Consider the following 21,351-nt stretch of genomic DNA (forward strand, 5'->3'; position numbering starts at 1 on the left):
ATCATTCCTTCACCCTTTTGCCTTACCGCTCAGTCTGTGACTCACGCAAGCTTTGCCTTTCGATTTCTGAATAGCCACCAGATGCTGCAGATACCGGGGATCATGGGAAGAACTGCAGTATACATTCCCGGGAAATAGTATTCGCCTGTCGTCCAGTAATAGTGATTGCGCATGCCGTCCACCTGAACGCCGTTGACGATCGCTGATATCGTCGTCGTGCCAGCCGGATCGATCGACGGTTCGATCAATGGAAAGATAAAGTGGGTGAATTCCGCGGTTCCGGGGCCTATAAAGATGAACCACGCGACGAACGCGGCCAGCGGTATCCGCAGCAGTAAACCGGCGGCTGTCAGGAAATAGATTACCGGAAGAATGAAGACAAAGACTGTCAGAAATCGCTCGTCCGGAAGAGCTACGTTGAAGACCCTCGTCATCGCCGGCCCGAACAGGCTGACGTGCTCCTCGTACATATGCGTGTGGAGCATTGCCGTCGTACAAAGAAACAGCACAGCCGTCGTAACCGGCGTGATCGGCCGCCGAAGATTGGTCGCTCGCCAGCAAAACAACCCGATCAGGGCCGAGGTTGCGACGATCACCATTACCGGAATGCCAACGCTAATGGTCAATGCCGTCACGAAAAAGACCATCAGAAGAACAGCCACGACCTGATTGATCACCTGACCGCGGGCCGTATACATCGAATCTATAAATTCGTTCCAACTCATATATTTTCTCCTTAACTAATTCCGTTTGAACCAACTCCTCCGACAAATGCCTTCGCTACCGATTTGTGCAGGCATCAATCACCGAGCGAACAAAAAAATCGACTCCGATAAGTTCGGCCCCGAATTCTTCAAGGCGTCGGATGACCGCGGCGCCTTTTCGGTCGATATATGTAACACCCGACATATCGATCGAGAATAGTTCGCCCACCGTGAGCTTTTCGACTATCTCGGTCAGCAGCACGGCATCGCTCGCCGCGAGCTTTCCTTCAATCTTGAGGACTGTCAGGTCCTTTGCTGCATCGATCTGTGTGATCTTCACGGTCATCGCCTATGCTTTTTGCAAGGCTGATGCCAAAGCACATGACGATGGCTAATTGTTGAACGGATTGGAGGTTACACGGACCTGGAAAGGGCCGGGGTTTCGAGTAAAGCCGATTGTGGTCACCGTATGTGGTCAGAGAAAACCGAATACGGTTTCTTGATCACTTGGACGGGATGCCGAGTTTCTTCATTCGATTTCTAAGGGTTGAAACCGGAAGATCGAGTAGCTGAGCCGCGCCGCCGGCTCCCGCGATGCGGCCTCCGGTGGATCTGAGGACTTCAACGATGTGGTTGCGCTCGATCGCTTCGAGCGAGTGATCTACCGGAACTGCGTCGTTGGTAACGGGTCGTTGAAAGTGGCGGAGTTCAGCGATCGGGACCTGCAGTTCGTCGCCACGGGTCAGGATAACGGCACGTTCGATGAAATTCTCAAGCTCGCGGACGTTGCCGGGAAAATCGTAACAACACAGTGCGTCGATCGACTCGCGCGGTATTGACGTGATCCGTTTGCTCATTCGGCCGGCATGCTTCTTCGTAAAGTAACCCGTGAGCAACGGAATGTCTTCGGGACGTTCACGCAGCGGAGGGATGCGGATCGGGAACACGTTCAGACGGTAAAAAAGATCGCTGCGAAACGTCCGATCCTCGACCATCGCCTGAAGGTCTCGGTTTGTGGCAGCGATCAGACGAACATCCGACCGAACTGTCCGCGAACTTCCCAGCCGTTCGAACTCGCTCTCCTGCAAAACTCTTAGCAGCTTCGGCTGCAGCTCAGGAGGAATATCACCAATTTCATCGAGCAGCAGGGTGCCCTTGTTCGCGAGTTCGAACCGTCCGACCCGCATCGAGATCGCACCCGTGAACGCTCCCTTCTCGTGGCCAAACAATTCGCTCTCGAGCAATCCAGTCGGTATCGCCGCACAATTCAGTTTCACCAGAGTTCTGTCTCGACGCTTGCTTAAATTGTGGATCGCGCGTGAGATGAGTTCCTTTCCTGTTCCGGTCTCTCCAAAAAGGAGCACGCACGAATCGGTTGGAGCAACAGTCTCGATCTGTCGGAGGACCTTTTTGAGCGCCGGGCTGTTGCCGACGATCTCCTCAAAGTTATATTCACTCTGGATCTCCTCTTCGAGATAAAGTTTTTCGCTTGCGAGCCGATTCTTGAGTTTCTCGATCTCATCGAACTTGATCGCACCGTCCACAGCTCCCGCGATCTGATTAGCGATGAGTTGGAGGGTCTCGTCGCTCCCCGGCGGGAAAGCGCCTTCGATGGTGTTGGCTACAGACAGAATACCGATGGGCTTATCGCGTGAGACCAGTGGTACAACGCACACGGACCTCAACCCGGCCTCGTAAGCGAGTTTAACGAACGGCGATGGAAACTCGGCTAAGTCCAGCCATTGGCGCAGCACCGGCTTTCGCGTCCTAATGGCGAGTTCGTCGGGCGTATCCTCCGCGGGAAAGAATTGCCCCTCTTCCTGAAACGTCTTATTCGGGTCATCCAGGGCGAGGATGCGGAATCGGTTAAGTTCGGGATCGTAAAGTCCGATCCCCGCGTATTTGTGCCTAATGTTCTGGCGAAGAATCGAAGAGGTGATCGTTAGTACATCCTTTAGATCTAGCACCGCGGAAAGAGTGTTGCTGACATCGAGCAGCATCTCGAACCGTTCCTTCTCCGCTACGGCCCGGCCATAGTTGAGGGCGTTCTCGACCGCAAGAGCGATCTGTGCCGCGATCGCTTCGATCATTCGGACCTTTTCGTCATCGAAGCAGCCTTTCACGTCGCTGACAAGTGTCAGTACTCCCAGTGTCCGATCTCCCACGATCAAAGGCACGCAGCAAGCGGCTTGCGCGTTGAGCGTGTGCGGAAACCGCATCAGCATCGACTTCGGAAACGCGACCAGATCCGAACGGTCGTAGATCCGCGTCCTCCGCTCGGTGAACGCCTTTCCAGATGCCGTTCCGTCTAGGTCGAGAAAATAGCCCTCGTCCGGCTTCTCCCCCGGCTTTGTCGATTCAAGCGCATGAGCCTTTAACCGCTGGCTCTCCGGTTCGTAAATGAACAGCACCGCCGAATCGTAGCTGACCACTTGCCACAGACTGGCCGCGACCGAGCGAACCAACTCGCGCAGATCCAGCTTCGCTACCACGGCATTCGTGACCTCCAGCAGCATCTTTAATTGTTCGTTGTCGTTCGAGGCTTGGGCCATTCTTATCTCGGAAACTTTATAGCATTGATTAACCAGTCCCTCAAGCGGCAGAGAGTAAATAACCGAGTTGATGAAAAACCGGGATTGGTCAACCCCATCTGCCTCAGGGAGAACCGAATTTAGTATTGAAACCGCATATAGGGTCCAAAAGATCTCCATGGTGGTGTTTTGCTCCGAATCGCTATTTATTCACGCTGAACCTAAAACGGAACTACTACACCATGAACCTTTTCCGGCTGATCCGCACCTTAGAAAGAACCGTTCTTGCCTGGATTGGCCTACTAGTTCGCGCTAGGAAAGTTGTTCAAGAATACTCAGTCTCTATCTAATCACTAACGACCAATCCATACGCACCTATCATAGGTTTCTTACTGGCTTTCATCTCCAAGGGTCTGTTCGTCAAGCCGCTTCACCGCCTCAAGCAACAGCTTGTCATCGGTTTGAGCGTATACAGTTGTGATACTCATATCCGAGTGAGCGAATAGGTTCTGCACGATTAGGGGATTCGTATTTCTCCGGATCAACTCACTCGCGAAATAGCTTCGGAGATCATGAAAGTGATAGTTCTCTTCTCTCGTACCGTCTTTCTTATTTATGCCGGCATTTCTGAGCGCTGTATACCAACGCTTTCGGAAGTCCTTAACAGGGAAAGGTAACTGTTTGTCCGCGATCATCGCTTTAAGAACCTTCGTTGCAGTGGCGTTTAGCGGAACCAGACGAGGTGGCCTTCCCTTTGAGCCGATCACGAGAACTTGTTCGTTCTCAAAGTCGATGAAATCCTCTGTGATGGCCATTAGCTGGCCCCGACGCAATGGAAGGTTTACTGCCAAGACTATGAGCCTATAAAGGAGAGTGTCTTTCTCTAATTCGTTCCACAGATCTTGCTTTTGTTTTTCATTGAGCAATCGCCTCCGAGGGGGCGGCTCTGGCAGAGCCTTCACATACTGCATAGGGTTTCGGTCTAGGATTCCCTCCTCGCAGGCGAGACTCAAAATCTTCGAGAGTGTCGACATTATTCGATTTATTGATGATGGTGATAACTCACTTTCCCTTTTTCGTTTGTTTTGCCGGGTCTGAAGCTTGGATCTAAAGTCTCTACAGTCTTGGGGACTTATGCTGGCCAGTGGCCGCTTCTTGAAATGTCCCAAGAGAAGCCGGATGTAGAGGTTCTTTGCACCTTTGTTGACATTATTCTGCTCGACATATGGCCGGTACTTCGTCTCGATGAATGACGCCAGCGTGGTCGTGCTATCGGCGACGCCATAGTTGTGATTAAAAGTCGTCTTAATGATCTGACGTTCGGCTAACTCAGCTTCCTGTTTCGTTATGGCCTCAGGGATCGCTTGGTGAAAGACCTTTCCGTTCAGGCGTTTATACATCCACCAACGCGCCTTCGCGTAAGCCGGATGTGAAGATGTTATACGTTTGCCATTGAATCTTTTGAAAACTGACATTACTACCCCTAACAAGTTCAAAGTGAAAAAGCAGAAAATCGAACCCAGTCCTGCATTCGCAAGTTCTGTTCCGCTTGTCAGCCGCTTTTTTTTGGGGTTTTTGGGTGTTACGTGGGGAATCGGAACGCTAACGCACCAGATCGGTGCATCTCTAAACCAGTTTTGGTTCGCTTTTGAAGGAGTACCTGATGGTTGCAAAATGGATGCAGTTTTTTCGAGGCTACCAGGTACTCTAAACAATTGATTTAGAACTGTTTAGTCCCAAGCCCGTTCGCGGAATAACCGAGAACTGCAACCATCTGCACAAAAAAAGGGCTTTCGAATTTGTTCGAAAGCCCCATGTTTATTGGTCGGGACGGCGAGATTTGAACTCACGACCTCTCGCACCCCAACCAACCTGAGGGGCAATCATAAGTTCTCAAGATCTCTCAAAACCAATCAAAATCGGCTATTTGCGTGTCACTCACAGGTTCTGAGTAGATATGCGTCAGGAAAAGTGCAACCATCTTGCAACCAAGTTACCAGGATTAGTCCCAATTTGAACGTCGATAAATAACACTGGCGAGAACAACAAAATAACACATTCTGATCGAAAATAAACACTAATTTTTCTGTTTAGTGTTTTGCGACATTTTCGGGAAACAAATGTGACGAAACCCCATCTCCTTAGTCATTCTGGCTTATTAACACACCAATAAATTGGTATCCGGTTTTCACTACTTTTGCCCCTCTCGCCTACCGCTCTTTTATATATTTGAGCGATGTTATCTGAACTGCCAACCTTTCTCAGATTGGTGCATCGCGACATTATTCATTGACAAATGTCACTTTGCACCACAATACTTTAATGGTGGGTAAGGATCAGGTGCTAAAGTTAAAAAAACTTGGGGTATTTACACTGGCTCAGGGCAAGGCTGCGGGAATTAGTCAGCAAGACATATCCAGGCTTGTCGCTGCAAAGGATATCGTTCGTCTTGATCGTGGAATCTACCTTCATCCGAAGACGTCGCTCGATAAAGATGTAGGATTCCAGATCGCATATTCAAAGTTTGGGCCCGGTTCAGCAATCGGTGGTCTTTCAGCTCTATATCATTACAACCTTGCCGAGCAGGTTCCGGGAGAAATATGGATGATGGTCCCTCCGGAGAAAAGAACCGAGAAAATGGTTATAGACTGATTCGAACAAAAACAAGCCTCGACAAACAGATCATAGATGAAAAGGGCTATCGAATCGTCACCGTCGAAAGGGCGGCACTAGAGGCTCTTAAATTCATCACAAAGGTAGGTGAACGAACAGCCATAAAGGCCGCCAGAGAAGCTCTTGCAACAAGAAGAACTACGGAAGCAAAACTTGCAAAAGCAGCAAGAGAACTTGAGCTTGAATCGGTACTAGCCAAGTATCTCGAGGTCATCGTGCCCTGACCACCAAAGAAAAGGCACTTCCAGTTGGCGATCCGGCTTCCACATAATCTCAGTCAGAAACCAGATAGTCGAATATTTGCTACACTTCGCCGAAATTGGCGAGCTGCCTCTAAAATCGGTCCTAACTCGTTATTAATGACGATATCATACTCCTGAAGATGCGTTGCACTTTACTCGCCATATTTGCCGATATATATTGACATTACCATAGTTACTCGCCATAATTGCCGTATTATGAGATTCGACACAAACACGACCGATCAAGCGATACTTAAAGAAATCGGAGAACGTGTTGCAATGATTCGATTGAATCAGAACTTCACCCAAGCAAATCTTGCGGAGCAAGCGGGCTTGTCTAAGCGAACCGTTGAACGGCTAGAGGCAGGCGAATCGGTACAAGTTACAAGCCTAATTCGGCTCCTGCGCTCATTAGGATTACAGCAGCGTTTAGAAGTACTTTTCCCAGAACCTGTTTCAAGCCCAATAGCTCAACTGAAACTTCAAGGGAAAAAACGACGACGGGCCTCCTCGAAAGAACTACGAAGCTCGAAAGGGACGGGCTGGAGTTGGGGAGATGATTCATGACAACGTTGGCTGAGGTCAAGCTGTGGGGACGCACCATCGGGGCTGTTTCGCTTGAGGATCGCAATGATGTGGCTGTCTTTGAGTACACACCAGAGTTCATGAAAAGCGGCATCGAGGTCTCACCGATTGTGATGCCGCTCACTGGATCAATATACGTATTCCCGGAGTTGCCACTAGTGACCTTTCACGGCTTGCCGGGTTTGCTGGCTGATTCGCTACCGGATAAGTTTGGCAACGCACTCATTGATGCTTGGCTCGCAACGCAAGGCCGGTCCGCTGACAGTTTTAATGCGGTTGAAAGGCTCTGCTACACAGGCTCACGTGGGATGGGAGCCCTCGAGTTTTTCCCGAGCAAAGGCCCAAGGGAGATGGCCTCTCGTAAAATCGAGGTTGACGCCTTAGTCAAACTAGCTTCCGACATTTTGAATCAACGAAGCAATCTTGATACTACTTTTGACGATCCAGATTCTCTCACGGATATTCTTCGCGTTGGAACCTCCGCGGGTGGTGCCCGGGCGAAAGCGGTGATCGCGTGGAATCGGAAAACCAATGAAGTTAGGTCTGGGCAAGGAAAAGCCGGCGACGGATTTGAATATTGGTTATTAAAGTTCGACGGAGTCACCGGAAATCGGGACAAAGAACTTGCCGATCCTCAGGGCTATGGAGCAATCGAGTATGCCTATTATCTAATGGCACTTGAGGCGGGAATACAGATGAGCGAATGCCGCTTACTCGAAGAAAACGGCAGACGGCATTTCATGACAAAGCGATTCGACCGTCTCGAGAACGGCGAAAAGCTGCACATGTTGTCCTTGAGCGGCCTCGCTCATTTTGATTTCAACAATGCCGGCGCATATGGTTACGAGCAAGCCATGCTCATCATGCGTCAGCTTAAGCTTCCGACATCCGCCATTGAGCAGATGTTTCGCCGGATGGCATTTAACATCATTGCGAGAAATCAGGACGATCATGTCAAGAATATCGCTTTTCTAATGGGCAAAGAGGGCAAATGGTCTCTTGCCCCCGCGTTTGATGTGGCATACAGCTTTAATCCGTCTGGAGTATGGACATCGAGTCACCAGATGACCATGAACGGAAAACGGGATGGGTTTTCGATGAATGATTTTAAGGCATGCGCTGAAGCGGTTCCCCTAAAACGCGGTCGCGCAGAGTCAATCGTTGCTTCGGTCAGAAAGGCAGTGGAAAAATGGCCGTATTTTGCCGAAGCCGCCAAGGTCACCGAATCGTGGAAAACGCAGATCCAAGAGAATCTGCGTTTGGAGTTGTCGTCAATCTGAACATTATTACTGCCGATCCATCGTTCGGAGTTACAGTTTCTTATTGCTGGCAGTTCACTCACCTCCAGAAGGCCGAAGTTACGTTTGCCTCTAACGAGCGTTCCGGGAACAGGGGCTGGGTTTGATTTCTTCCTCTTTTGTCGAGTTGGCGGTACCAGATTATAAGGGGTTTGACGTGAAATCGTACGAGGGATATTGACCCGGCTCTCGGCTAGTTCGGCAATATCTTTCATATCGTACGATGTTGCCACCGATAATTACTACCCGCTGTCGCTCGCCCCCGGATACCGCCTTAACAGCGCGATAAATGAACCGGACTTCTTCAAGAACCAGTTTTGCTTTGTATTCCCAAATACGTGTGCTTGATCCGCCGGCGAGTATAAAGCCGTCCATAAACTCCTACTATTAGAACGAATACGAGGCTCCGAGGTTTACGTGATTTGCATGCTGCGCTCCGCTGAATAGATAAGTCGTGTAAAAGCGACGAAGCTCAAGGCCGATCGAAAATTGTGGAGTCCACTTAAAAATCGCCTCCCCGGCAAATGCCAGATTGCGGGTACGCCAGTCGCGTCGAGAGACGCTGGTTAGGTCTCGATTCTCAGGGTCGTCAATTCCGATCGTTACATAAAAAGTCAATCGATCGCTCAGTGTCGGCGGAGTCAAACCGATCTGAGTCCATCCGCCCCGCGTCCTGATCGCACGAACGCCACCGGCGGTCAAAGCGACGCCCTGGCTAAAGGCAAAATCATTGTTGTAACTTTGAAAGACACCAGCTTGAAAGCCGCCGAGGTTTTCGCCAAAAAATGCTTCACCGGAAAGACCAACACGGTTTGTAAGCGGAAGATTCCAGTCGACAGCAACGCCGTATGTATCTATGTCATTTCTAACATTGGCCGCACCCGTAAAGACGCGCGATCTTCCGTAGTGTCCTGAAAATCCTATCGCTCCTGACTTTTTGCTGCCAAGCCAATTTTTCCCGCTGAACGCGATCCGGCTTTGTAGAAATGGAACACGCGATGCCGCTCCCGTCGTCGGCTGGATTAAGAACGCGGCGTTTGTCGCAAAGTCGCCAGTCTGCGGCGCAAGTACGGCTCCTTGCCAGGTTATGTCCGGCGTGACCTTTCTTTCGATTTTGATCTGAGGCAGCCGCGCCCAATTATTTCCCGCTCCGGCCATCTGCGGTATCGCTGCGGCCGCGAGCGAAGTCGGATTAACGGGAGCGAAAACCATCCAGTCCTGTCCAACTGTTACAGAAGTTTTCTCCCAGTCGAGCCTAGCGTTTGCGAGTCGCAACCTGACAACGCCAAAGTTCTCGCCGATCCCAACCGACGGAAAACCACCGAAGAAATCGGCTTCGAGAATTGCCGAGAGCCGTGCGTTTCCAACCTTAGCACCCTCGACCTTCGCCCCCAAGCGAGTTTGCCTGACGCTTGCACTTACATTTCCGCTGCTCGTTGGCGTGGCAAACAGCGGAACGTCCGCATTATTAGTTCCGCCACTGTTGCCAAACGCATTGAAGTAGATAGTCCCGTATGGGGTGATGCGCGCGGATCCGACATCGACACCCAGATCTTTTTTCGGTTGAGGAGCTTGTTTTACATCTGTTTTCGCAACATCCGCTGGCCTAGTATCAGGCTTTGCCGGCGGATCGGCTGGCTTAGCTGACGCGTTCTTTCCGAGCATCGCTTTCAGCTCAGCCATTTCGCGACGCATTGTTTCGACCTCACTTTCCAGTTGCTTTACACGAGCACTCATGTCATCTGCCGACGGTGTGCCACCGGGCGTCTGGGCAACGACTGTAAGGCTGAGAATGGACGGTATTGCTGCTATAAGTACGAACTTTAAGAACTTGATATGCATATAAATACCTCTACTGGATCAACTCGGTCGCTCACAATTTTTCCGCGTGTAGTACCACCAATTGAATATATCGTTCACCCGATTGCCGCAGTATGACGCAGATCATGTTTTCTCGCCGTGCAGAGTGAGACCTTTAATGTTGTCGAGCGAGAACCGAAATAGAACTTCGGCCAAGGAGATTGGCAAACGGCACCGCAAGTAGAGTCAAGACCGTAAGTAGGCTCATACTAAGAACAGCGGCGGAAGAACAGGAAATGTTGTTTGATTCCTTCAATCGAAAAATTAAAGATTTGCGCGTATCCGTGACGGATCGTTGTAATTTTCGATGTTTCTATTGCGACCCCAATCCGGCCCCCTGCACATCGAGTGATACGACCCTGTTGACGTTCGACGAGATATACTTTCTCTGTGATGTGTTCGTCTCTCTCGGGATTGAAAAGATACGGCTGACCGGCGGTGAGCCTATGGTAAGAAAGGGACTCGACCAACTTGTTGCTGAACTCTCAAGCCTCAAACGCTATGGCCTTCAAGAACTCGCGATGATCACGAATGGTAGCAACTTCGCAAGTAAGGCCGACAGTTTACGATCGAGCGGCCTAAACCGCGTGACATTCTCGCTGGATAGCCTAAAGCCGGGCACATTTCGCTCAATTACGGGCTCCGACAAACTGTCTGGTGTGCTCGACTCAATAGAGGCCGCTCGTTCGGCCGGATACCCTGATATAAAGATCAACGCTGTGATCGTCCGGGGTCAAAACGACGATGAGGTCGTCGACCTTGCTCGGTTTGCCAGGAGAAACAGTTTAACCGTCAGATTCATCGAGTTCATGCCTCTTGATAGAGGACGTATCTGGGATCACAAACATCTGGTCCCCGCCACTGAGATCCGGGAAGCAATAAATTCGGCCTTTCCAATAGTTCTTATAAACCCGTCCCGCAAAGGTGAGACAGCGTGGAGGTATCGCTTTGCTGACGGGACAGGCGGCGAGATCGGTCTGATCGCTTCCGTCACAGATGCCTTTTGCGGCGACTGTTCGCGAATTCGACTGACGGCCGATGGGCAGATAAGAACATGTTTATTCTCTACCCAAGAATATGACGTAAGAGAATTGCTGAGAAGCGGCGGATCTCGAAGCGAGGTAACCGAACTAATTCGTTTTGCTGTCGCGAGAAAGGAGTACGGCCACAAGATTGGTTCCTCAACATTTAAAAATCCCTCACGGTCGATGAGCTCAATCGGCGGCTAAAAATATTCGTCAAAACATGACTTAAGTCATATTCTGAGCATTCCAACCCGCATAGCATTCCAACTGTTTCACTCATTTTGTGACAACAGAAGACTATGATGCGGCTCAACGTTCACGTCCCGGACGCGAACTACCATCAAAACCTGATCTCTTGCCAAGTGGCGTGTCCCGTTCATACGGACGCACGCGGTTATGTTCGGGCGATCGCGGATGCGCGGTTTGAAGAAGCATATTTAATAGCACGCGGTCCGAATCCTTTTGCCTCGATCTGCGGCCGCATCTGCGGAGCCCCTTGCGAGATCGCCTGCCGCCGCGGAAAAATCCCCAAAGTGAATGACGACGGAATGTTCGTCGGCCAGGACCGCCCAATCGCGATCCGTGCGCTGAAGCGTTTTGCATGTGATCAGTTCGGGCCGGAGGCGAGGCCGACGAGTGAAGTATTGGACTCGATCAGGAATTTTATCCCGCCCGTCGCCGGAGATGCTGAGGAAATGGCGGCTCTTTTGAGATCCGCGACCAGCAGTTCGCTCGAAAAAGGCGATGGCGAAAAGATCGCGATCATCGGAGCCGGCCCCGCAGGACTCTCAGCCGCGCATGACCTGGCGTTGATGGGATTCAAGCCGGTCGTCTTTGAGATCGAGCCTGTCGCAGCGGGAATGCTGGCCGTCGGCGTTCCGGCATATCGACTCCCGCGTGAACTGATCGAAAAGGAAGTCGCCGTCATCGAGGCACTCGGCGTCGAGATCCGTTGCGGAGTAAAAGTCGGTGAAGATATTACTTTTGCCGAGCTCCGCGAGGATTTCGCGGCGGTGATAATCGCGGTCGGTGCCAAATCATCACGCGGCCTCGGTTTGACCGGTGAGGACGGACCTGGCGTGATTGGCGGTGTCGATCTGCTCCGGGCGGTCTCACTCGGCGACGATCTCGACATGGGCCGTGAGATTGTGGTCATCGGCGGCGGAAATGTCGCATATGACGTCGCGAGGTCGGTCGTCCGCCAGATCGCTTTTGACACCGCACGCACGGCTGCGAGGCTTTCTGAGACGGCGAACGTTCACCTGATCTCGCTTGAAGGTGCGGAAGAAATGCCTGCGGACACGATCGAGATCGTTGAGGGCGACGAAGAGGGCATCAAGCGCAGCAACGGCTGGGGGCCGACAGAGGTCGTTCGGGATGAAAAAGGCAGAGTGACCGGCGTTGCCTTTAGAAAATGCCTCCGCGTCTACGACGAAGATCGAAAATTCTCACCGCTTTACGATGATGAGGAAAAGAAGGTAATTCCCTGCGACACCGTGCTTCTGGCTGTTGGCCAAGCACCGGCCCTTTCTTTTTTGGAGGACGGCGGACAAGACGTGGAAAGAATGCGAGGCGACTGGCTCAAGGTTGACCTCGCCACGCTGCAGACCACTGCCCAAGGGGTCTTTGTCGCCGGCGATCTCGCCCACGGAACGCGTTTGCTGATCGACGCCGTCGCGTCCGGCAAGGCAGCGGCGCGTTCCGTTTATCAATATCTGACCGGTAACGCACTCGAACATGAACTGGTTAAAACCCATGTGATTCTTGACCGATACCGTCGTGAACGCGGCTATGAATCGATCCGCCGAGTTGAAGTTCCGACCATCGAGCCCTCCGAACGACTCGCACATCCCGAGAACGTGGTTGAAATAGGTTTCAGCAAAGAAGAAGCGATGCGCGAGGCTTCGCGTTGTCTGGATTGCGGTGTCACTCCGGTTTTTGACGGCAGTCGGTGCGTACTGTGTGGCGGCTGTGCTGATGTTTGTCCGACCGAGTGTCTGAAGCTGATCTCGCTGGACAATCTCGAATTTGATACCGATATAGGACAAATGATCGATTCATCGATCGGCAACGATGCCGAACTGAGCAAAAACTCGGCGATCCTAAAAGACGAGGATCGCTGCATTCGGTGTGCTCTGTGTGCGATCCGCTGTCCGGTGGATGCTATCTCGATGGAACGAGTCACATTTTCAACAAATTGGAGTTCAGTATGACGACACATCCAAGTGAAAAGAAATCACGTTTTGACCCGGAACCAATGCCCCGGCGGGATTTTCTTGGGCTTGCGGCCTTGGGATCGATGGCAGCGGCATTCGCTCTCTCGATCTTTGGGATGCTCAAGCTGCCAAAGGCAGCCGTGTCGGCTTCGCCGGCAAAGAAATTCAATGTTGCCCTGCCTGACACGCTGCCGGAGGGCGAAGCCTTCGTACCCCCGGGGCGAAACGTCGCGGTCTTTCGAGATGCCGATGGTGTCTTTGCGATCTCAACCGTTTGCACCCATTTAGGATGCATCGTGAAGACAAGCTCGGCCGGATTTGATTGTCCCTGTCACGGATCGGGCTTTCAAAAAGATGGAACGGTAAGGAAAGGGCCGGCTCCGACACCGCTGCCATGGCTGAAAGTCTCAAAAAATGGAAGCGTTCTCACCATTGACGAGGAAGCAACGGTAAAGACTGGAACAAAGGTGTAGATCATGAAGGCAGAAGGCTATTCAGCATTACACGAATTCTGGATCAATCTGCGGGGCATCCCGAATCACGTCTATCGGGCGATGTTTCGCGGCGGTCCGCCAAAGACCGATCGTACGCGGTCGTCGTTTATATTCGGCAACGTCTTCCTGCATCTTCATTCGGTCCGCACGCATCTCTGGAGCCTGCGTTGGAGCACGACCATGGGGCTCGGCATAATGACGACCGCTGCATTTCTGATAACTCTGGTCACCGGCATCCTGCTGATGTTCTATTACAAGCCGTATCCGGACGTTGCCTATCAATCGATCAAGGACATTCATTTCATCGTACCGACCGGCCGCTTTATGCGGAACATCCACCGCTGGGCGGCCAATGTAATGGTAGTCGCCGTGATACTGCACATGGCACGGGCGTTCTACACCGCCTCGTACCGAAAGCCGAGGGAATTCAACTGGTTCATCGGCTGGGGCTTGCTGGTCACGACCTTGGGCCTGTCATTTACGGGCTATCTGCTTCCTTGGGATCAACTCGCCTACTGGGCGATCACGATCGGCGCCAATATCGCGCAGAGTCCTCGAGAGATCACCGACGCACTTGGGATCACGGCTTGGGCAGATATCGGCGGCCTGCAGCGTGAAATATTGCTTGGGTCTGACAAGGTCGGCGAAGAGGCGTTGATCAGATTCTATCTGCTTCACGTAATGATCTTGCCACTGACTCTTGTTATGTTGATGGCGGTGCATTTCTGGCGAATACGCAAGGATGGTGGGCTCGCAAAACCGGAGAATGCCGATGAACTGGTTGGCCAGGAAGCCAAAGAATTCTATCCAGTCTTTACGGATGCTCCGACGAAAACATATCACCTAGCCGCCGTCGTGAAGGGCAAAACGCCTGCCGTCGGGAGCGGCCCGGAACACACGGTTCCGTCAATGCCGCACCTTTTCTACGCCGAGCTTGGTGTGCTGATGCTGACAACTCTCATCTGCGTCGGGTTGGCTTTCGTTTCTGATGCTCCCTTAAAGGAACTCGCAAATCCGCTCGTTCCTGAGAATCCGGCAAAAGCACCATGGTATTTTCTCGGGCTGCAGGAGATCGTATCGTTCTCGGCATTTATGGGCGGCATTGGTATTCCGATGCTGTGCGTGATCGGCTTGGGGCTGATCCCATTTCTTGACCGTGAAAAGGAAGGAACCGGCGAATGGTTCGGCGGGCCGGGCGGATGGAAGTTGGTGAAATGGTCGGCTGTCGTTGGATTTGCAGCTTCGATCGGTGTCGAGGCATTTGCTATACATTTCGGTTGGCTTCGCGAGTGGTTCCCGGATATTCCGCAGCTTTTCATCACGTTCATCAATCCCGGAACCGTCTTGACAGCGATCTACGCGGCTTATTCGATATGGGCTGTCCGAAAGTACAACTCAACCCGTGCCGGCGCTCTCGCTTTGTTCACCTGCTTCCTGTGCGGCTTCATTGTGCTGACCATGATCGGCACCTATTTCCGCGGCCCGAACTGGGACTTTTTCTGGTCGCCGTCAGATTGGGGAGGCCATTGACGCTATGAACAAGAATAAATATCTGTTGATGGTTTCAAGTATCGGGGTTTTCCTGCTCCTCGCCGCCGCAGCCGTGTCCGAGAACTTCATGAAGGACTGGCACGGCATCCAGGGGAACGCTAAGACCACGGAAGGCCCGATCGATCTGCGGCTGCGGCAGATCGTGAATCCGCAACTCAAAGTCACGGACCGCTGTGTCACTTGTCATGTCGGGATGGCATCCGGCGAACAGATCACGACCGATCAAAAGGTAGGTGCAGCCCATAAGCCTGTCGTCCATTCCCCGACCGAGATCGGCTGCACGACCTGTCATGGTGGACAGGGACAAGCAACTGAGAAAGACGACGCTCACGGGAATGTTCACTTCTGGACCGAGCCGATGCTGCCCGCAAAGTATGCCTATGCGAGCTGCGGAACCTGTCACACGCCGCTCAATGTTCCAAATCTGCCAACTCTCGATAACGCCCGTAAGACGTTCGAAAGGCTCGACTGCTACGCGTGTCATCGCCTCGACGGCCGCGGCGGTACTCTGCGTCCGGGCGGCAATGTAACCGGCATGGAAGGCCCCGACCTATCCCATGTCGGACTCAAAGGCTACAACGCCGAATGGTATGCGGCTCACCTGCAAAAGTCTCAGCAGGCGACGGACGCGGCCTGGAAAACGTCATTTCGTGAGGTAGTCGAGGCAGACCGTTCGGCTCTGAAGATCTTTCTCGATACCCAAATGGGTGCACCGAAATTGATCGAAGCAAAGGCTCAGTTCAACACGGCCGGCTGTGCCGGATGCCACACCGTCGGAACATTTGGCGGCGATGCAGGCGTGAATCTATCGCTTTCTGGTTTCAAAGATCCCAACCAGCTTAACTTCTCAAAGGTTCCGGGCGATCACACTCTAACCAACTGGGTCGTCCAGCATTTCCGTTCACCTGCGTCCACGGTGGCGGGTTCGCAAATGCCCGCACTTGGCTTGTCTGATAGCCAGATCGACCTGCTGACGCTCTATACACTTTCGCTCAGACGGCGCACTTTGCCCGACGTTTATCTTCCGAAAGACCGCGTGCGGGCAATGCGTTTCGGCGAGCGCGAGTTTGCTAAGGACGGCGAGACCATTTACACCGCGGTGTGTTCAAGTTGTCATGCGGCAGACGGACGAGGAACCCGTTTCCCCGGCCTTGTTCCGAATCCGTCGATAACCAGTCCGGAGTTCCTGCAGCTCGCCTCTGATGATTTTCTCTTCCAGACAATACGGAATGGCCGGCCCGGACGGCCGATGCTGGCGTGGGGCGATCGTGTGAATGGTTTCAACGACGATGAGGTTCGAGCCGTCATCGCCTACATTCGCAGGCTCGGAGGTAACGTCCAAGCACAGCCCGATGCCAAGCCGCAGCTGTGGGCGACGGGTGACGCAGCTCTCGGAGCGACGCTCTTTGCTTCAAATTGTTCGGGCTGTCACGGAAAGAACGGCGTGGGCGCAGATGGCCCGGCGCTTAACAACAAAGTGTTTTTATCCAGTGTTTCGGACACCTTTCTGGTCGGGACGATCACACGGGGAAGGAGCGGGACTGTGATGCAAGGTTTCGGAGATCCGTCGCCGATCCGCAGAGCATTAACCCAAGCCGAGGTCGAGTCGATCGTGGTTTATATACGTTCATTGAGCGCAAAATAGTTGAGCATTAAACGAGGAATGATATGAAAAAAGAGATCTCAAGACGCGAATTTATGGCGAGGATCACTGCAGCCGGATTTGGGGCGCTGGTGGCATCAACAACAAATGCCTGGGGCCTCGAAGCAATAACAAATCCCCTGGCCGCGTATCCAAACCGTGATTGGGAAAAGGTCTATCGCGATCTGTGGGCCTACGACTCGCGTTATACCTTTACCTGCGCTCCAAACGACACCCACAACTGTTTGCTCAACGCGCATGTCCGTCAGGGTGTAATTACACGCATCGGCCCGACAATGAAATACGGCGAGGCCGTCGACCTATTAGGCAACGGCACTTCGCATCGGTGGGATCCGCGTGTTTGTCAGAAAGGACTCGCCTTGACACGTCGATTCTATGGCGACCGGCGCGTAAACGGAACGATGGTCCGAGCCGGCTACAAGAAATGGTACGAGGCCGGATTCCCTCGCGGTTCCGACGGGCGTCCACCCGAAGAATATTTCCAGCGTGCTCGCGATGAATGGGTGCGAATGTCACACGACGAAGGGGCCGTAATTGTGGCAGCTGCTCTGAAGAACATCGCCGAAACCTACACCGGCGATGAAGGTAAGCGAAAGCTAAAGGAACAGCATTACGATGAAGCGACGATCGAAGCCACGCAGGGTGTGGGTACGCAGGTCATGAAGTTTCGCGGAGGAATGCCGCTGCTTGGCATGACCCGTGTTTTCGGTATGTACCGAATGGCGAATTCGATCGCATTGCTCGATTCGCACATTCGCGGAGTCGGGCCGGACAAGGCGATGGGGCCCAAGGGCTTTGACAATTATTCATGGCATACCGATCTGCCTCCAGGCCACACGATGGTCACAGGCCAGCAGACGGTCGAATTCGATCTCAACTCGGTCGAGCAAGCAAAAACGGTTGTCGTCTGGGGAATGAACTGGATCACGACGAAGATGCCGGACGCGCACTGGCTGACCGAGGCTCGCATGAAAGGCACGCGAGTCGTCGTGATCGCCTGTGAATACTCGGCAACGGCTACGAAAGGAGACGATGTCCTTGTCGTCCGTCCCGGAACGACGCCGGCTCTCGCACTTGGCTTTGCCAACGTGATCATGCAGGAAAATCTGTATGACAGGGAATATGTGCAGCAGTGGACGGACATGCCGATCCTTGTCCGGATGGACACGCTCAAATATCTCAAGGCAGCAGAAGTTTTCGGCGGCGATCCGGCAGTTCTAAAACAGACATTTATCGTAAAGGATGGTGAAAAGGCACCTCCGCCGATCAAGCAGACAGTGCAGAATGTCGTGCCTGAAAAGCTCCGGCTTGAATGGGGCGATTACGTTTTCTGGGATGCTAAGAAAAATGCGGCACAGCCGCTTACACGCGACGATGTCGGCAGGAATTCCAAGGCCGTGGACGCAATGCTCGAAGGCTTCGTCGAGGTAACCCTGGCGGACGGAAGCAAGGTCAGGTGTCGTCCAGTCTTCGATCTCGTCAAAGAGTACGCGGCACATTTCACGCCGCAGACGGTCGAGGAACTAACATGGGCCCCGGCTGCCGCCGTTCAGAAACTGGCCCGGCATTTTGCCCAAGATCCCGGGACGACGCTTTTTGCCTTGGGGATGGGCCCGAACCAGTTTTTTAACAGCGACAACAAGGATCGCGACGTTTTCCTGCTCGCCTCCCTCACCGGAAATGTCGGCAAGATCGGCGGCAATGTCGGATCCTACGCCGGAAACTACCGCACGGCTCTTTTTAACGGAGCACCGCAATACATCAACGAGGATCCATTCGACATTGAGCTTGACGAGACAAAACCCGCTCGCCCGAAGCAGTATTGGAGGGCAGAATCGGCCCACTACTACAATCACGAGGATCATCCGCTCCGAGTTGGCAACGCGCTTTTGACCGGCAAGACCCATATGCCGTGCCCGACGAAATCACTCTGGTTCGCGAATGCAAATTCGATCCTCGGTAACGTCAAATGGCACTACAACATGGTCGTCAACGCTCTGCCCAAGATCGAATTGATCGCAGTCAACGAGTGGTGGTGGTCGACGTCATGCGAATGGGCGGACGTCGTTTTCGGCGTTGATTCCTGGGCGGAACTTAAACATCCGGACATGACCGCGTCGGTCACAAACCCGTTCCTGCTCGTATTCCCAAAAACTCCGATCCCTCGGATCTTCAATACGATAGGCGATATCGAGGTTTATGCGACGGTCGCGTCGAAACTCGCCGATCTGACTGGGGACAAGCGTTTCAATGACTATTGGAAATTTGTCCGCGAAGATCGCACCGACGTCTATCTGCAGCGGATACTCGACCATTCGACAAATACGAAAGGCTACAAATTCAGTGATCTTCACGAAAAAGCGATAAACGGCGTACCGGCGATCATCAACAGTCGCACAACGCCGAAAAATGTCGGATACGATCAATTGGTCGACGCCACGCCTTGGTACACAAAGAGCGGCAGGCTCGAGTTTTATCGCGAAGAGGACGAGTTCATCGACGCCGGCGAGAATCTGCCCGTTCACCGCGAACCCGTAGATTCGACATTCTACGAACCAAATATAATCATCTCGGCGCCGCACGAAGCGATGCGTCCTAAAACGCCGGAAGACTACGGAGTCAAACGCGACGACCTAAGCTGCGAAACTCGCTGCGGCCGCAACGTCATCTACACTTGGGCAGAAGCCAAACAGACAGCCCATCCTCTGATCAAGGACGATTACAAGTTCATATTCCACACGCCGAAATTCCGCCACGGCTCGCACACCACGCCGATCGACACGGATATGAACGCGATGCTATTCGGCCCGTTCGGCGATATATATCGTCGCGACAAACGCTCACCGTTTGTCACCGAGGGATACGTCGATATCAATCCTTCGGACGCTCAAGAACTCGGTGTCAATGACGGCGATTATGTGTGGATAGACGCCGATCCCGAGGATCGTCCGTTCCGCGGATGGCAAAAGGATAAGAAGAATTATGCATTCGCCCGGCTACTCTGCCGTGCAAGGTATTATCCGGGCACGCCCCGCGGCGTGACGCGTATGTGGTTCAACATGTACGGCGCGACGCCCGGTTCGCAGCAGGGACAGCAAGAGCGTAAGGACGGCCTGGCAAAGAATCCACGGACGAACTATCAGGCTATGTTTCGCTCCGGCTCGCATCAATCGGCAACCCGTGGTTGGCTAAAACCGACCTGGATGACCGATTCGCTGGTTCGCAAAGGTATGTTCGGCCAGGAGATGGGCAAGGGTTTTGCCGCCGACATTCATTGCCCAACGGGGGCTCCGCGTGAGTCGTTTATCAAGATCACCAAGGCCGAACCCGGCGGCATAGGTGACGAACCGCTATGGCGTCCGACCAAGCTTGGCATCCGGCCTAGAAATGAATCGGATGCAATGAAGCGTTACATCGCCGGAGATTTTATCGGCAAGAAATAGAGGATTATATGGATCTACTACACGTGCATTTGCTGTTAAATCATTTTCCCGTCATTGGGACCATCATTGGTATTGCCCTGCTTCTGTTCGGTTTCGTCAGCAAGAGCGATTTACTAAAACGTGCGAGTTTGGCGATGTTCTTCGTGCTCGCATTGTTGACAATCGCAGTCTTCCTGACCGGCGAGCCAGCCGAAGAGAGGGTTGAAAAATCGGCCGGCGTCTCAAAGGTTCTCATGGAAGAACACGAAGAAGCCGCGCTGCCTGCGCTGATCGGGATGGAAGTTACGGGATGTATAGCACTGATCGGACTTTTCGTGTCGTTCCGGAAATCGAAATTCGCAAATATTGGCTTCGCTGCGGCAATGGTCCTTTCAATCGTGACGTTTGGCCTTATGGCTCGGACCGCAAATCTCGGCGGGCAGATACGCCACGCGGAAATTCGATCAGGCACCGCGGGACCTGGTAACGAAAATCCTGCGGCGACAAAAAGCAAAAAGGACGACGATGACGACAAGGACTAGAAGAGTGAAGATGAAATATCTCTCGAGTGAGATTCTGGGCGAAAGTTAGACATTAAAATGGACGCAACCAAACTGCATTTACTGTTCAACTATTTCCCGTTTGCCGGAACCGTTATCGGTCCAATTGTTCTGATCTATGGAACACGACGGCGGAGTGAGAAGGCTCAAAAGATAGGCCTCGGGATCCTGATTTTGACGGCGATTCTGACACTCGTTGTTTTCGGGACGGGTGAGGCAGCGGGAAAGGGTTCTGAACTCTTGATCGGCCAGGTGTGGACAAATATTCAGGGGCACCGGGCATCAGCACTTCCCGCCTTTGCAGTGATCGAGGCGAACGGTATTTTTGCTTTTTTCGGATTCATCAACCTGATGCGGAAAAAAGCTCTGACGCAATGGCTCATCATTATCGTCCTTTTGCTCTCGGTCGCATCGGTCAGCCTCACGGCTCGAACAGCGTACCTTGGCAGGTCCATTCACTCGGTGAATGCCCAATAGCAAGGTTAAGAATCGAAATTACTGATGAACAAAAACAATGAGGTTATCGA

At 52.6% G+C, this 21,351-nt stretch carries 17 protein-coding genes; 12 read left to right on the plus strand and 5 right to left on the minus strand.

Annotated elements, in window-relative coordinates; translation table 11 throughout:
* Positions 1–41: 41 nt before the first annotated feature.
* From IPL32_00225 to IPL32_00240, 4 genes are all read right to left on the minus strand, one after another.
* Complete coding sequence (locus IPL32_00225) at positions 42–698, minus strand: hypothetical protein (protein ID MBK8464230.1); 657 nt, start codon at positions 696–698, stop codon at positions 42–44.
* An 82-nt stretch (positions 699–780) separates the two neighbouring features.
* Positions 781–1,050, minus strand: coding sequence for a hypothetical protein (locus tag IPL32_00230; protein ID MBK8464231.1), 270 nt, complete (start codon positions 1,048–1,050; stop codon positions 781–783).
* 157 nt (positions 1,051–1,207) lie between these two features.
* Positions 1,208–3,415, minus strand: a complete 2,208-nt coding sequence (locus IPL32_00235) for a sigma 54-interacting transcriptional regulator (protein ID MBK8464232.1) — start codon at positions 3,413–3,415, stop codon at positions 1,208–1,210.
* Between the two features lie 209 nt (positions 3,416–3,624).
* A complete protein-coding gene (locus IPL32_00240) occupies positions 3,625–4,710 on the minus strand; it encodes a site-specific integrase (GenBank protein ID MBK8464233.1) in 1,086 nt (361 codons plus the stop codon).
* A gap of 865 nt (positions 4,711–5,575) precedes the next feature.
* Here IPL32_00240 and IPL32_00245 point away from each other — a divergent pair.
* From IPL32_00245 to IPL32_00260, 4 genes are all read left to right on the plus strand, one after another.
* Entirely contained in the window at positions 5,576–5,887 is a 312-nt protein-coding gene (locus IPL32_00245) for a type IV toxin-antitoxin system AbiEi family antitoxin domain-containing protein (protein ID MBK8464234.1), read from the plus strand.
* A complete protein-coding gene (locus tag IPL32_00250; GenBank protein ID MBK8464235.1) occupies positions 5,836–6,132 on the plus strand; it encodes a hypothetical protein in 297 nt (98 codons plus the stop codon). Before IPL32_00245 ends, IPL32_00250 begins: the two co-directional genes overlap by 52 nt.
* Before the next feature lie 234 nt (positions 6,133–6,366).
* Positions 6,367–6,717 carry a helix-turn-helix domain-containing protein gene (locus tag IPL32_00255; GenBank protein ID MBK8464236.1) on the plus strand — a complete coding sequence of 117 codons (351 nt, stop codon included), beginning with the start codon at positions 6,367–6,369 and terminating at the stop codon, positions 6,715–6,717.
* Complete coding sequence (locus IPL32_00260) at positions 6,714–8,015, plus strand: type II toxin-antitoxin system HipA family toxin (protein ID MBK8464237.1); 1,302 nt, start codon at positions 6,714–6,716, stop codon at positions 8,013–8,015. The genes IPL32_00255 and IPL32_00260 overlap by 4 nt, the downstream gene beginning before the upstream one ends.
* 405 nt (positions 8,016–8,420) lie before the next feature.
* Here IPL32_00260 and IPL32_00265 read toward each other — a convergent pair whose 3' ends face one another.
* Positions 8,421–9,875, minus strand: a complete 1,455-nt coding sequence (locus IPL32_00265; protein ID MBK8464238.1) for a hypothetical protein — start codon at positions 9,873–9,875, stop codon at positions 8,421–8,423.
* Between the two features lie 254 nt (positions 9,876–10,129).
* Between IPL32_00265 and moaA the strand changes: the two genes are divergently transcribed.
* The 8 genes from moaA to IPL32_00305 all read left to right on the plus strand — a co-directional run bounded on the left by moaA (position 10,130) and on the right by IPL32_00305 (position 21,301).
* Positions 10,130–11,122 (plus strand): GTP 3',8-cyclase MoaA, encoded by a 993-nt coding sequence (gene moaA, locus IPL32_00270; protein MBK8464239.1) that lies wholly within the window; start codon positions 10,130–10,132, stop codon positions 11,120–11,122.
* Positions 11,123–11,217: 95 nt separating this feature from the next.
* Positions 11,218–13,131 (plus strand): FAD-dependent oxidoreductase, encoded by a 1,914-nt coding sequence (locus IPL32_00275; protein ID MBK8464240.1) that lies wholly within the window; start codon positions 11,218–11,220, stop codon positions 13,129–13,131.
* Complete coding sequence (locus IPL32_00280) at positions 13,128–13,607, plus strand: Rieske 2Fe-2S domain-containing protein (protein MBK8464241.1); 480 nt, start codon at positions 13,128–13,130, stop codon at positions 13,605–13,607. Before IPL32_00275 ends, IPL32_00280 begins: the two co-directional genes overlap by 4 nt.
* Before the next feature lie 3 nt (positions 13,608–13,610).
* A complete protein-coding gene (locus IPL32_00285; protein ID MBK8464242.1) occupies positions 13,611–15,158 on the plus strand; it encodes a cytochrome b N-terminal domain-containing protein in 1,548 nt (515 codons plus the stop codon).
* Positions 15,159–15,162: 4 nt separating this feature from the next.
* Positions 15,163–16,824 carry a c-type cytochrome gene (locus IPL32_00290; GenBank protein MBK8464243.1) on the plus strand — a complete coding sequence of 554 codons (1,662 nt, stop codon included), beginning with the start codon at positions 15,163–15,165 and terminating at the stop codon, positions 16,822–16,824.
* A 23-nt stretch (positions 16,825–16,847) separates the two neighbouring features.
* Positions 16,848–20,285 carry a molybdopterin-dependent oxidoreductase gene (locus IPL32_00295; protein MBK8464244.1) on the plus strand — a complete coding sequence of 1,146 codons (3,438 nt, stop codon included), beginning with the start codon at positions 16,848–16,850 and terminating at the stop codon, positions 20,283–20,285.
* An 8-nt stretch (positions 20,286–20,293) separates the two neighbouring features.
* A complete protein-coding gene (locus IPL32_00300; GenBank protein MBK8464245.1) occupies positions 20,294–20,806 on the plus strand; it encodes a hypothetical protein in 513 nt (170 codons plus the stop codon).
* Between the two features lie 57 nt (positions 20,807–20,863).
* Positions 20,864–21,301, plus strand: a complete 438-nt coding sequence (locus tag IPL32_00305) for a hypothetical protein (GenBank protein MBK8464246.1) — start codon at positions 20,864–20,866, stop codon at positions 21,299–21,301.
* The last annotated feature ends 50 nt before the right edge of the window (positions 21,302–21,351 follow it).

It is taken from the genome of Chloracidobacterium sp. (assembly GCA_016711345.1).
GTDB lineage: Bacteria > Acidobacteriota > Blastocatellia > Pyrinomonadales > Pyrinomonadaceae > OLB17.